Source organism: Capnocytophaga sp. FDAARGOS_737, assembly GCF_009730375.1.
GTDB lineage: Bacteria > Bacteroidota > Bacteroidia > Flavobacteriales > Flavobacteriaceae > Capnocytophaga > Capnocytophaga leadbetteri.
On sequence record NZ_CP046316.1, the window covers coordinates 736,148 to 750,169 of the forward strand.

Consider the following 14,022-nt stretch of genomic DNA (forward strand, 5'->3'; position numbering starts at 1 on the left):
TTGTTTTACTGGTTTAAAAGGGATTGTATTTCTATTACTTTTTGATTAAGCGCCTCGATACTCTCAAGGTATGCCAAGCGGGTATCTACGGCTGTCTGTAGGGTGTAAAGGTACTCCACATAGCTTATTTCACCTGCGCTATACCCTAACTGATTGGCTCGGATAATGCGCTCGGCTTCAGGTAGCGCTTCTTGTTTGTAAAACTGATATTTTTGCAAATTCAGTTGGTATTCCTCTTGCAGATTTATCCATTGAGTTTTAAGCTGTTTTTCTGTTTGTTGAGCTGCTTCTATAGCTGCTTCTTTCTGATATTTATAAGCTTTCACCTTGGCACGGGTAGCGGTAAAAATAGGAACTGAAAGCCCTATGGTGGCAAAGTGAAAACGTTTACTTCTATCAGTATAGGTCTCTACCCCTCCAATGGTTTGCATTCCTATAAGAGACTGATTGGTATAGCCCAATGTAAGGTCGGGCAGGGCTTGGGCACACTCTAGACGTTTGTTGTGCTCAGCTATGTTTGCTTCTTGATAGCTGAGTTGTACCAAAGGGTGCTGAGAGAGTTGTACATCCGAAGGCTCACTGAGTAACAAAGGCTCATACACGGGCGACTTGGTAATGGTAAATGCTTCTTCTGTTTGCATTAACGTACGCAAGTTGCGATAGGTAGCTTGTTGTATAGTTTTGTTCTGTTGAAGTAACAAACTTATTTCTCCTTTCTTCACTTGGGCAGTGTTAATATCTATCTTCTTGGTATCCCCTGCTTTATAGCGTACTTCAGCAATGCGAATAAAATTATTGTAGAGACTATCAAGCTGCAAGAGCTGTTCCTCTTTAAAAGTCAAATATTGCAATTGCTGATATGCGTTGCGCACTTGCCGCTTCAGTTCATTCTGCTGAAGGGCTAATTGCCCTTGTTGTAATTGTGTCTCTGCTTGATAGAGCTTTTTGCGAGCAGCAAATACTGTAGGCAAAGGAATAGATTGTGATACACCTACTGAAAGGTCTTTTTCAGCACTGCTGTACTGCCCGTATTGCCCTGTAAAGTCTGTTTTAGCCAATTCAAAAGAGGTTCGCTCTTTAGCACTTGCTCCTTGTAGCTTGAGTTGTGCTGCCTTAATCACTCCATTGTTCTTAAGGGCTATTTGCTCTATTTCTTGTAGCGAGTAAGACTGCTGAGCGTGTAGCGCTATAGGACTGATAAGCAATAGGGCTATCGTGAGTACTTTAGCTGAAGGACGGCGCCAAGAAAAGGTACTATTGAAAGCGATGTAAAGCAACGGAAGCACAAAGAGGGTGAGGAAGGTAGCCGATACTAACCCCCCAATAACCACTGTAGCTAAGGGGCGTTGTACTTCTGCTCCTGCTCCTTGACTGAGTGCCATAGGTAGGAAACCTAAGCTCGCCACCATAGCCGTCATTAGCACAGGGCGTAAACGCATTTCGGTACCCGTAATCACGCGATGCAAAAGGTTGGTCATTCCTTCTTTTTTCAGCTGGTTGAAAGTGCCAATAAGCACTATACCGTTGAGCACTGCTACCCCAAAGAGCGCGATAAAACCAATACCCGCACTAATACTAAAAGGCATTCCCCGAAGAAGCAAGGCAAATACGCCCCCAATGGCACTCATCGGGATAGCGCTAAAGATGAGCAATGATTGTTTTATAGAGTGGAAAGTAAGGTATAACAAGAAAAATATTAAAAGTAGGGCTACAGGCACGGCTATGAGCAGTCGGTCGGTGGCTTGTTGTAGGTTCTCAAACTGACCGCCATAGGTAAAGTAATAGCCCGTAGGGAGCTTTACGCCCTTTAATTTTTGTTCTATATCACTCACCACACTCTGCACATCGCGCCCTTGCACGTTGAAGCCAATGACGATACGGCGCTTGCCTGCTTCACGGCTTACTTGTGCGGGGCCTAATTCATATTTGATAGTGGCCAATTGGCTCATCGGCACCTGCCCATTTTCGGTAGCTACCATCATATGCTGTACATCGTCAATTCCGGTACGATGGAGGCTATCGAGGCGTACCACAAGGTCGAACCTTCGTTCGTTCTCGAAGACAACCCCAGCCTTCTTACCAGCAAAGGCGGTACTGAGTACCTCATTGACCTCTTGCACCGAAAGTCCGTAGTTGGCCAAACGCACACGGTCGTAAGTAACATTGATTTGCAGAAGTCCGCTTACTTTTTCGACCTGTGGGGCGGTAGCACCTTCTGTTTTCTGGATAAGTTGGCTTACTCTTTGGGCGTAGTGGGCGAGGGTATCCATGTTTTCTCCAAAGATTTTTATCGTTACATCCTGTCTGACACCTGTCATCAATTCGTTGAAACGCATTTGTATAGGCTGGCTTTTCTCAAAAAAGACCCCAGGAATATCCTTGAGCCGCTCAATGATGGCATCTCCTAATTCCTCATAGGAGCGACCACTTTTCCATTGGTCTTGGCTCTTGAGTACGATCACAATATCGGAGGCTTCCAGCGGCATAGGGTCGGTAGGTATTTCGGCAGAACCTGTTTTGCCTATCACCATTTTCACCTCGTCGAACTCACGAATCAGGCGAGAGGCCTGCATGGAAGTCTCCAAGCTCTGCTTCAGGGAAGTGCCCGGTGGCAGAATACATTCAAAAACAAAATCGCCTTCTTGTAGTTGTGGAATAAACTCACCTCCCATACGGCTGAAAATGCCTACCGCAAGAACGAACAGTACCACGGTACTGCCTATTATCCATCCCCTAAGGCGGATAGAACGGACAAAGAGCGGTTGGTAGTGACGGTAGAGCCACGCTATCATTCTCTCGGCAAAACTACGCTTGTCACTCACCTTTTTAGGCAAGAGCAAAGCACTCATGGCAGGGATATAGGTAAGAGAAAGAATCAACGCCCCTGAGATAGCGAAGACTACAGTCTGTGCCATAGGGCGGAACATCTTGCCCTCTACCCCTACCAAGGTGAGGATTGGGATATATACCATCAAGATAATAATCTCGCCAAAGGCAGCACTACTGCGTATCTTGGACGCAGAATGATACACTTCATCGTCCATTTGCGCTTGGGTAAGTGGTTGTCGGTTTTTACGGATAGCTAAATGGTGCATCACTGCTTCTACCACAATAACCGACCCATCAACGATAATTCCGAAGTCTATTGCCCCCAAGCTCATCAGGTTCGCACTTACCCCAAAGAGGTTCATCATTCCTAAGGCAAAGAGCAAAGAAAGTGGAATGGCAGTAGCTACAATCAGTCCTGCTCTCAAGTTGCCTAAGAAGAGTACCAAAACGAAGATGACAATCAGTGCCCCCTCTAAGAGGTTTTTCTCTACCGTGTGAATAGCGCGTTGCACTAGGTCGGTGCGGTCTAAGAAAGGTTCTATTACTACATCGTCAGGCAAGGATTGTTGTATAGTGGGTAGTTTTTCTTTAATACGGCTAACTACCTCGTGGCTGTTTTCACCTTTGAGCATCATCACCACGCCCCCAACGGCATCTACTTCGCCATTGTAGGTAAGAGCTCCATAACGAATGGCACTCCCTAAGCGTACCTCGGCTACATGCTTGATAAAGAGGGGAGGGGTGTGCTTGCCTACGGCTATATTGCCTATGTCTTCAAGGGAGCGAGCCATGCCTATTCCTCGGATAAAGTAGGCATTGGGGCGCTTGTCGATATAGGCACCTCCTGTATTTTGGTTGTTCTGCTCCAAAGCAGTGAAAATATCACTGACACTCACCCCCATGGCACGGAGGCGATCGGGGTCTATAACCACCTCATACTGCTTGAGTTCGCCTCCAAAGCTGTTGATTTCGGCTATTCCTTTGGTACCATAGAGTTGGCGAGCCACGATCCAGTCCTGCATGGTGCGGAGGTCTTTGGCGGAATATTTGTTTTTGCTCTGTTCCGTAGGGCGAATGATATACTGATATACCTCCCCCAGTCCGGTACTCACGGGTGAGAGTTCGGGCGAGCCTATGCCTTGAGGGATTTGTTCCTGTGCCTCCTTGAGCTTTTCATTGACTAGCTGGCGGGCAAAGTAGATGTCCATATCCTCGCTAAAGACGGCTGTGATGACCGAGAGGCCAAAGCGAGAAATACTGCGTGTTTCCTCCAGCCCAGGAATATTGGCGATGGCTTGCTCAATAGGAAAAGTAACCAGTTGCTCTACCTCTTGTGAGGCCAAAGTAGGGGTAGAGGTGATGATTTGTACTTGGTTGTTAGTAATATCTGGAACGGCATCAATGGGGAGCCTTGTAGCACTCCATACGCCCCAAAAAATAAGCATAAGGGTCATGAATCCTACAAATAGCTTATTTTTGATGCTAAATAGTATGATTTTGTCTAACATTTCTAATAAGAATTAATGATTAGTTAATGACTAATGATGGGTGAGATGACTAATGAACAATCACTTGAGATGAAGAAAGAAAAGACTATATCTTGGGAGGAGTCCAGATATTCCCATAGTAGTTCGAAGACCATACGGTCAGGGGATAGCTATAGGAGGGAATGGTTGCGGTGGCTTGAGCAATGGTTAAGGCCTCATAAGTAGTGGGCGTGCTGATTACCATTTGGCAGCAAGTGCAAATGCAGAAAGGTGAACAGATATCCAAATGAAAATGAGAGTGTTCCCCAGTTGGGGCTGTTACAAATTCATAAGAAGCTGAAGACTCCTCACCTTCAAGCATATCCGTACAGGGCAGCCCAGTGAGTGCCAACAGATATAAGCTAAGTATGAAGGTGAAAAATCTCATATTGGGGGCAAAAATAGTAAAATAATGACATATAGCAATCAATCAATGATAATTTTTTTGCTAATTCCCAAATTTGCTAATTACCTCATACGCCCTACCAATAGGAATTTCGGTCTCACCAATGCAAACAAATTGGTGGGTGTACGAACTGATGTGCTGTACATTCACCACGCAACTCTTATTAACGCGTACAAATAACGCAGAAGGTAGTTGGCTGTGTATATTCTTAAGGTTAATCCACGTAATGTATTTATCGGTAAAAGTGTGGATAATTACGTAGTCTTTCAGTGCCTCTATATAGAGGATATCACTGTGAGCGATGCGGTAATTCCGCCTGTTAGCACGAATGTTAATATATTGTGTGTCAGTAGACTCAAAATCTGTTTTCTGCTGAGTGAGCAATTGGTGGTAACTCTCAGCTTTGGCAACAGCTTTCTTAAAACGTTCAGGGGTGATAGGCTTTACCAAATAGTCCAGTGCATCTACCTCGTAGCTATCTAAAGCATACTGGCTGTAGGCGGTGGTAAATATCACCAAAGTCTGTTCGGGCAAGGTTCTAGCGAACTCCAAGCCGTTTACCCCTGGCATCTCTATATCTAAAAAAAGTAAATGTACTTCGTTTTTCTTCAGAAAGTCCGCTATGCCCGCTGTATTTTTAAACGAACCCAAGAGCTTTAACTGGCTATACTGCCTAATAAGGCGCTCCATACCAATACGTGCCAAAGGTTCATCATCTACTATCAAACAATTCATAGTTGCAAAGCTAAAGTTACTATATATTCTTGGGCTAAAGCTTCTTGCGAAAGCTCAAAATGGTCTCCATAGAGCAGTTCCAATCGCCGATTTAGGTTGGGTAAGCCTATTCCACTACACTTGTGTTTGCGATGAGGCTCTGAAGGTACCGAATTGCGCACCGAAAAGTGCAACCAACCCTCTTTATTTTCACATTTCATATAGATATACGTAGGGGCAAGGCTATCAGTACTGTGTTTTACAGCATTTTCTGCTAATATCAGCAATATGTTAGGAGGAAGTTGTATCCCTTGTAGATTCTTTTCATTGTATGTAAGCTCATAAGTAAAATCATCACGACGCATTGCTTCCAAAGAGAGATAATCGTTTAAAAAACGCAGTTCCGACAAAAGGAAAACCCGCTCCTCGTGCGACTGATAGAGCAAATGCCGTAGGAAATCAGATAGTTTTACAAGGGTATACGAGGCTTTTTCAGGGTCTATATGCACCAATATATTAATGCTGTTGAGCATATTGAACAAAAAGTGTGGTTGTATTTGGCTTTTTAGGGCTTGTAGTTCACTCTCGGCGGCTTGTCGCTCTAATTCCTGCATCTTTTCGTTGTTTTTTATCCACGATTGAAATATTTTTAAGAAAGTAGAGGTCATTATAAAGGGCAACAAGCTCAACAGTGAAAAGATAAATAGGGTAGGGATAGGCAAAGCCATCGCCTTTTTAAGGTCTTCACTAATGATGTACTCTCTCCATATTACGCTGTTTAGGTAGTAGGTAAGCACCTGAAAAACAAAGAGTACGCCCACAAGACTGATAGCATAGTTAATGAGCTTGCCTCTAAATAAAAACTGCGGAATGAGTACATACAGGTTTAGGTAAAAAGCGATGGTGATAACTAACCATCTTTCTATCCAGTCCAGATGGTCAAAAATCCCCTTATAGGCGCCCCATTCTTTGGTCGTCAGAAAGAACAGAAGCAATAAGCAACAAGCAGTTATATGCCGATAAATGCGGTATCTATCAGCTATAAAAAACTGCAAAAAGAAGTTGTTCTTCAAAAATATGTTAGGATTCTCAGTACTCATTGTCAATTACTTAATCGTGATTCCCGCTGCAAAGTACAACGCAGGCAAAAATACACTCGAGCGCGCACTACCGTCTTCATTTTTAGCTTCAGAAGCAAACATCGCACTGAGGGTACGTTCTCTATAACGTCCCGAACGGATAAAACTACCGCCAAAAGTCACCGGAATGCTTATATGCTTACCCAGTTTAAACTCAGGTTCTAATCCTACAAAAAAAGTTTGCGAAGAGAACATTTCTTTTTGTCCGTTGCGTCTTAGGTATGCCGAATAACCTCCTATATTAGCTACTAATTTCAAGCTGAGGTTTTCGCTATAATCATAACCAAAAGCTACTTTCGTACCGTCAAGTAGATTGATATCTATAGTGAATTTATCAGAAAAACCTCCTTTGTATTTCAAATAAAGGGCAGGAAACACCATAGGATAACCAAAACTGTTGTTAAGAGCCACGCCACCTCCTATTTCAAGGTTAGGTCTCCAATGCCATATAAACACCAAAGCCCCATTAGCCAAAACATTTTCGTCTATGCGGATAGCCGACAGTCTATTTTCAGGGGTATAGCTTCCTATACCCAGAGCCATCAACATAGACCAACGCTCTTTCAACGGACGTAAGTGAAGCACGGTTGCTCCCAAGTTCATCACTTGCGAAGGCAGTTCTTTCCCTATAGGAAAATTATGATTGTCCATCTTTACGAAAGTACCGCTAAGAGCCACGCCCCAAATGGTAGCACGCTTATAAGGGTCATCTTCAGCGGACGCTTGCATCGATAGAGGCACCATCGCACCTGCCGAATAAATCATAGCTGAACCATTGCCCGTATTAGTATCAGCTACTGCATCGTAGAATTCAGAGTTGCCGATGTATTCCGTTTTTACGCTAATTTGCGCAAAAGAATTCACTCCCAAAAGCAAGATTATAAAAGTAAATATTTCTTTCACTATAATAAAGATTTAAGTATTACAGTGGCAAAAGTACAGAAAAACGAATTGTCAGAAGAAAAAGAGTTGTTTTTCTATACCAAAAGCAGAATTTACTATACTAATTGTTTTATAAAAAAGGCTGCTTTGTAGCAGCCCTTTATCTTATTGGTCTAATGCAACAGCTGCTGCAAACAGACCGAGTACTACTATTAGCAGTATTAATCCTATAAGCGAAATTACAAGTCCTGCAATAGCTAAACCTTTTGGTTTTCTCGTTACCCCTATTCCCGAGAAGATAAGTCCTAGTAACCAGAGTATCCATCCTAATACAGGTATCCAAAATAAGAAAATGGTAACTAAGGCTATGATAAACCCTGCGGTACCCATAGCGTTAGAAGCAGCAGGAGCTTGCTGAATAACAAAGGTAGGTTGTACTTCTTTTTGTGCAGGTTGCTGTACAGGTTCTTGTACGTTTTCTGTATTTTCCATAAAAACTAAATAAATATTAATTACTCCCTACTCTATTACAGGCTTTTCGGGCACTGCCTTTTATATTTTTAAAGAGTCGCAAAAATATAAATATTTTTTTAAACAACCAAAAAAATAACAATTATCGTTTCTTCAGCACTTCTATTAGCACCGCTATAATGATGAGCACCACTCCTACCAATAGATTTACCGTTAGCTCTTCCTGCCTAAATACCCAAATGCTGATAGCCACTGCCACTATGGGCTCTACCACTCCTACTATGGCAGTAGGGGTCGAACCAATCATCTGTATAGCGTAGATGAGCGTGATGAGCGATAGTAGCGTCGTTACTATCCCAAAACCTACCAATAAGGCTCCCATTTTTATTTCGGGTATGGGCAGGGTATTGCCAGTAATTGGTATTTTTATCAAGAAGTAAAGAGCCGAAAATAGGGTAGAGTAGAGCGATACTTTTATCCCCGAAGCCGATATTTTCGATTTGTTTACAATAATCATATACAGGGCGTACGATAGGGCTCCTAAAAGCGAAATAAACGCACCCATATAGTTGATAGTAAGGTTATTAATATCTTTAACGCTTAGCAAGAAAATACCTACTAACACTATCAGAAGCGCTATAATAGTAGGCAGAGTTAGCTTTTCTTTATAGAAGAAAGCCAATGCCAGAGCTACGATAAGCGGATACATAAAAAAGATGGTCGAAGCAATCGCAGGCGAAAGAAGATCGTAGGCTAAGAAAAGAAACTCAGCTGAGAGTGCGTACAACAGTCCTAATACAGCAAAGATAGCTATTTCCCGCGGCGCAATGCGCAAAGGCTCTCGTTTATAAAACAGATAGCCCACTATAAAAACAGCCGTGATGATAAACCGGTAAAAGAGAGCGGCATCTACTGAAAATCCCTCCTGCTTGATAGGTATCATAAAGAGCGGAATCATTCCGTAGGTCACAGCCGATATAAGCGCTGCCAAATAACCTTTTACTGTATCTCTCATATTTTTAAAAGAAAAGAGTTAGCACGTAGGGGTAGTAGATGATGCAGAGTACTATGGTAGCAGGTATTACGGCAAAAGCCACGCTTCCTGCCGCTATATCTTTGATAATTCCTATGGTTTTATGGTGTTCAGGGTGTACAAAGTCGCATATTTTCTCTATTGCAGTGTTCAAACCCTCTACCGAGAGCACTATTCCTATGCATAATAGCTGAATAATCCATTCATTAGTAGTGATTTGAAAATAAAACCCTAAAATCACCCAAGCCAAAGAGGTTAGTATGTGTACTATTACAGGAGGTTCGTTTTTCACTAAGTAGTATACGCCTTGAAATACATATTGTAGGCTTTTGAGTCGGTTTTTTATAAATTCCATCTTTTTATTGCTTTAGTCGCATTCCAATAACGCCAAATATAGCCTCACGGATAATGCTTTTATTCATTTTAGATTTTCCTCTAATTCGGTCTGTGAATATAATAGGTACTTCAGTTATCTTAAATTTCTTCAGATAGGCACGGTATTTCATCTCTATCTGAAACGCATACCCTACAAATCGTACGCTGCTAAGGTTAATGGCCTCTAGTACTTGCCGTTTATAGCATACGAAACCCGCAGTAGGGTCTTTTATCTTCATTCCAGTAATAATTCGTACATAGATAGAGGCACCGTAAGAGAGCAGTATGCGTGGCAGAGGCCAATTCACTACATTTACGCCTTTCACATACCGCGACCCGATAGCTACATCACTGCCGTTGCAGCAAGCCTCGTATAGGCGCAGTAGGTCATCAGGATTGTGCGAGAAGTCAGCATCCATTTCAAAAATATAGTCATAGCCGTGTGCCAATGCCCATTCAAAGCCGTGTATATAAGCCGTTCCTAAGCCTTTTTTCTCGGTGCGAACCTCCAAAAACAGTCGTGTAGGAAACTCCGTTTGTAGGGCTTTCACCTTAGCTGCCGTCCCGTCAGGCGAGTTGTCATCTACAATGAGGATATGAAACCTCTCATCGCGACTAAACACCGCTCTAATGATGGTTTCTATATTCTCTATTTCATTATATGTAGGAATTATTATTAACAAAATTCAATTTAAAGTTTTTACCACTCCGCACATACAAAAACTTTGCCAAAAGTTTAAATAGCGTTATTGTGCTACGACCTTTGGCAAAGTTTTCAGAATTCATAATTCATCATTCAAAATTCTTAATTACATATCACCCATTTCTTTGCTTAGCTCAGCATTCATAGCGCGATATACACCCGTTTCAAGTTTCTCACGTATAGCCGAGAAAGCATCTAAAGTGCGCAATATATCTTCTTTGCTGTGCGAAGCCGTAGGGATAATGCGAAGCAGTATCATTCCTTTTGGTATCACTGGGTACACTACTATCGATAAGAAAATACCATAGTGCTCGCGTAGGTCATTTACCATAGCCATCGCTTCTGGTATGCTACCGTGTAAGAATACAGGCGTTACACAAGTGTTAGTATTACCGATGTTGAAGCCGCGTTCTTTTAGTCCGTTTTGTAGCATATTCACGTTGTCCCATAGTTTTTGCTGTAGTTCAGGCATAGTTTCCATCATCTCCAAGCGTTTTAGGGCACCTTTTACGTAAATCATCGGTAGCGACTTAGCAAACATTTGCGAACGTAGGTTGTATTTTAGATAATCTACCACTTTAGCATTTCCTGCTACGAAAGCACCTATTCCAGCCATCGATTTAGCAAAAGTAGAGAAATAAACATCTATTTCGTCTTGTATGCCTTGGTGTACACCTGTACCTTCACCTCTAGGACCTAAAGTACCAAAACCGTGAGCGTCATCTACCAATAAGCGGAACGGATATTTCTTCTTAAGGGCTACTATTTCTTTTAGCTTGCCTTGCTCGCCTCGCATACCGAAAACACCTTCTGAAATAACCAAGATACCGCCGCCAGTAGTCTCTGCCAATTTAGCCGCGCGCTCAAGGTTCTTCTCAAAGCTCTCCATATCGTTGTGCTGATAGGTGTAGCGCTTGCCGAAGTGTAGGCGTACCCCGTCAATAATACAAGCGTGTGCATCTACGTCATACACTATCACATCGTTTTTAGTCACTAAAGCATCGATGATAGACACCATTCCTTGGTAACCGAAGTTTAGCAAATAAGCAGCTTCTTTGTGTACGAACTTAGCCAAGCGTTTTTCAAGTTCTTCGTGCATAGTCGTATGTCCGCTCATCATACGTGCCCCCATAGGGTAAGCAGCTCCGTATTCAGCAGCCGCTTCGGCATCTACTTTGCGCACTTCAGGGTGATTAGCAAGCCCTAAATAATCGTTGATACTCCAGTTGAGTATCTCCTTTCCTTGAAATTTCATATGAGGGCCTAATTCTCCTTCCAATTTAGGAAATACGTAATACCCTTCTGCGTGCTCTGACCAGCGTCCTATACTACCTTTATTTGCATAAATATGCTCAAATAAGTCTTTCATTCTTCTTTATTTATATGTTAAATATTAAACGTTTTCTTCATCCACTCATCGCTGTATATCTTGTTCATATAGCGCGAACCGTGGTCGGCAAAAAGCACTACTACTATACTGTTTTCGTCGAATCGTCCCATTTCGGCATATTGCCTTACAGCTTGCATCGCAGCCCCACTGGTGTATCCCATAAATAGTCCTTCAGTGCGTGCTAATTCTCTGGCAGTCAGAGCAGCATCTTTGTCGGTTACTTTTATAAACTCGTCTATTACATCAAAGTTAGTAGCCGTAGGGATAAGATTTTTGCCCATACCCTCTATTTTGTACGGATAAATCTCAGCAGGGTCAAACTCGCGAGTGTCGTGATATTTTTTAATAGCCGACCCGTAGGCATCAACCCCCAGTACTTGTACTTTAGGGTTTTGTTCTTTCAGATAACGAGCAATACCCGAAATAGTACCCCCTGTACCGCTACATACCACCACGTGGGTAATCTCGCCTTGTGTTTGCTCCCATATCTCACGTCCAGTAGATTGGTAGTGCGCTTCAGGGTTCAACGGATTAAAATACTGATTGATATAAATCGAATTAGGAGTCTCTTGGTGTATGCGCTTAGCCACTTCGTAGTAAGAACGAGGGTCATCAGGGGCTACATTTGCCGGACATAGATGTACTTCAGCACCTAAGGCTTGCAGCATTTCCACCTTATCGTGCGATGATTTATCACTAATCGCTATAATGCACTTATAGCCGCGTAGGGCACTAATCATCGCAAGGCTATAGCCTGTATTGCCTGAGCTGGTTTCTACTATAGTGCTACCTGGTTTCAGCAAACCTTTGCGTTCAGCGTCTTCTATTACATATTTAGCTACTCTATCTTTAGCCGAGTGACCTGCATTAAAGGCTTCCAACTTCCCGAAGAAACGCCCTTTCAGTCCTTTAGTTATCTCTTTTAGTTCCAGTAGCGGAGTGTTTCCAATCAAATCGAGCAAACTGTCATACACCCCTAATGAGTTATCTATTTTCATTACTTTTTTGTTTTAAGGTGATACTAAATTTAGTAAGAACCCATTCTAACTTTGAAGTCGCAAAGATACGAATAATTTACCAATTAGCAAAATTAGTAAATCAGTAAATCAGAAAAAAATTCTTTTATACCTTCCCTTTACAAACGATATACACACCCTTTAGGAAGAGCGAAGAATGACCGAACAATCACCGAAGTATAAACATCTAATTACCCTCCCAAATTCAGAAAAATATTCTACCCGCAGCCTATCCCTCCCAACCCCTCATAGCCTTCCTAATCTTCTCATTTCTTCCCAGCCCTCCCAGCCCTCGCAGCCTTCCCAATCTTCACAGCCTTCCCAGTCCCTCATAGCTCTCCCAGTCCTTCCAGCCCTCTCATTCCTTCCCAGCTCTCCCAGCCCTCACAGCCTTCTCAGCCCTCTCATTCCTTCCCAACTCTCCCAGCCCTCGCAGCCTTCCCAGTCCTTCCAGCCCTCACAGCCTTCTCAGCCTTCACAGCCTTCACAGCCTTCTCAGCCTTCACAGCCCTCCCAGCTTTCCCAATCTTCTCAGCCCTCCCATTTTATTGCCCAGCGGCTCCACCTAATTTGCTAATTAGCAAATTATTTGTATCTTTGCCTTTGTATAATATCCATAGGTTATGAATATCCCTGATTTTCAAAAACTAATGCATCCCTTTCTCGAAGCAATTAAGGACGGGCGCGTCTATTCCACCGAGCAAATCGTGGAGATGCTTCGTGTGCATTTTAGTCTTACTATGGATGATATGAAGGTGAAGGTACCTAATGGCAATCAATCTCTTTTTCGCAACCGCATCGATTGGGCTTCTAACCACCTACATCAGGCGGGTTTGGTAGCCAGTTTTCTCAAAGGCTACTACCAAATCACCGAAGCAGGCGAACAAGCGCTTACCCAAGAGCGTGCCAAAACGATGGATACCGCCTATCTCCGCAAATTCGACCAGTTTCAAGCGTGGGAAACTATGTTTGATGAGAGTAAGGCATTACCCGAAAATACTCGTACGGTAGAGGTTGAAATGCAAAATGAGACTCCCGAAATTATTATAGGCAAAGCCTCTCTGATGCTTTATCAATCCTTGAAGTTCGAATTGTTAAGTGTTATAAAGAGTCGTCCTATTTCTTTTTTCGAGTATTTTATAGTAGAGTTGCTCAAGAAAATAGGGTATAAAGGAGTAGATTCTTCTAATTTTGAAGTTATAGGGAAGCAAGAAAAAGAAGGAATAGAAGGGGTGATGTATCAAGATGAATTAGGGATTGAGAAGATATATATGCAAGCCAAGAAGTGGGAAATGCAAGTTACTTCTAAAGACATACGCAATTTTATAGGGGCGTTGAGCCTAAAAGGCACAAATAAAGGGGTCTTTATTACCACTTCTACTTTTTCTCCTGAAGCCAAAGCAGAAGCGGTACAAAACCCCTCTCATAAAATTGTCCTCGTTGATTACGACCGCCTAATGCACCTTGCTATTAAGCATAATGTAGCTATACAAACCAAGCGTACTGTCGAAATAAAAGGAATAGATGAAAATTTCTAA

12 protein-coding genes are annotated in these 14,022 nt (G+C 42.6%); 1 reads left to right on the forward strand and 11 read right to left on the reverse strand.

Translation table 11 applies throughout. The features are described 5' to 3' along the window. Positions 1 to 5: 5 nt before the first annotated feature. The 11 genes from FOC45_RS03195 to FOC45_RS03245 all read right to left on the reverse strand — a co-directional run bounded on the left by FOC45_RS03195 (position 6) and on the right by FOC45_RS03245 (position 12,466). Positions 6 to 4,337 carry a CusA/CzcA family heavy metal efflux RND transporter gene (locus FOC45_RS03195; protein WP_009392691.1) on the reverse strand — a complete coding sequence of 1,444 codons (4,332 nt, stop codon included), beginning with the start codon at positions 4,335 to 4,337 and terminating at the stop codon, positions 6 to 8. Positions 4,338 to 4,422: 85 nt separating this feature from the next. Further along, a complete protein-coding gene (locus FOC45_RS12220; RefSeq protein WP_084063424.1) occupies positions 4,423 to 4,743 on the reverse strand; it encodes a DUF6660 family protein in 321 nt (106 codons plus the stop codon). 60 nt (positions 4,744 to 4,803) lie between these two features. Continuing rightward, on the reverse strand, positions 4,804 to 5,496 hold the full coding sequence (locus FOC45_RS03205; protein ID WP_009392687.1) for a LytTR family DNA-binding domain-containing protein: 693 nt from the start codon (positions 5,494 to 5,496) through the stop codon (positions 4,804 to 4,806). Then, positions 5,493 to 6,575 (reverse strand): sensor histidine kinase, encoded by a 1,083-nt coding sequence (locus FOC45_RS03210; RefSeq protein WP_009392684.1) that lies wholly within the window; start codon positions 6,573 to 6,575, stop codon positions 5,493 to 5,495. Before FOC45_RS03210 ends, FOC45_RS03205 begins: the two co-directional genes overlap by 4 nt. A gap of 6 nt (positions 6,576 to 6,581) precedes the next feature. Then, positions 6,582 to 7,517 carry a DUF6268 family outer membrane beta-barrel protein gene (locus FOC45_RS03215; protein WP_009392683.1) on the reverse strand — a complete coding sequence of 312 codons (936 nt, stop codon included), beginning with the start codon at positions 7,515 to 7,517 and terminating at the stop codon, positions 6,582 to 6,584. Between the two features lie 144 nt (positions 7,518 to 7,661). Beyond that, positions 7,662 to 7,988 carry a hypothetical protein gene (locus FOC45_RS03220; RefSeq protein WP_009392677.1) on the reverse strand — a complete coding sequence of 109 codons (327 nt, stop codon included), beginning with the start codon at positions 7,986 to 7,988 and terminating at the stop codon, positions 7,662 to 7,664. A 121-nt stretch (positions 7,989 to 8,109) separates the two neighbouring features. Further along, positions 8,110 to 8,982: a DMT family transporter gene (locus FOC45_RS03225; RefSeq protein WP_009392676.1), complete on the reverse strand. Its 873-nt coding sequence runs from the start codon at positions 8,980 to 8,982 to the stop codon at positions 8,110 to 8,112. Positions 8,983 to 8,986: 4 nt separating this feature from the next. Continuing rightward, complete coding sequence (locus FOC45_RS03230; RefSeq protein WP_009392675.1) at positions 8,987 to 9,355, reverse strand: diacylglycerol kinase family protein; 369 nt, start codon at positions 9,353 to 9,355, stop codon at positions 8,987 to 8,989. 4 nt (positions 9,356 to 9,359) lie between these two features. After that, positions 9,360 to 10,058: a polyprenol monophosphomannose synthase gene (locus FOC45_RS03235; RefSeq protein ID WP_009392670.1), complete on the reverse strand. Its 699-nt coding sequence runs from the start codon at positions 10,056 to 10,058 to the stop codon at positions 9,360 to 9,362. A 126-nt stretch (positions 10,059 to 10,184) separates the two neighbouring features. Then, positions 10,185 to 11,447, reverse strand: a complete 1,263-nt coding sequence (locus FOC45_RS03240) for an aminotransferase class I/II-fold pyridoxal phosphate-dependent enzyme (RefSeq protein ID WP_009392668.1) — start codon at positions 11,445 to 11,447, stop codon at positions 10,185 to 10,187. A 17-nt stretch (positions 11,448 to 11,464) separates the two neighbouring features. Continuing rightward, positions 11,465 to 12,466: a PLP-dependent cysteine synthase family protein gene (locus FOC45_RS03245; RefSeq protein ID WP_009392665.1), complete on the reverse strand. Its 1,002-nt coding sequence runs from the start codon at positions 12,464 to 12,466 to the stop codon at positions 11,465 to 11,467. Positions 12,467 to 13,134: 668 nt separating this feature from the next. On the opposite strand from FOC45_RS03245, the gene FOC45_RS03250 reads away from it, so the two are divergent. After that, complete coding sequence (locus tag FOC45_RS03250; RefSeq protein ID WP_231121894.1) at positions 13,135 to 14,022, forward strand: restriction endonuclease; 888 nt, start codon at positions 13,135 to 13,137, stop codon at positions 14,020 to 14,022.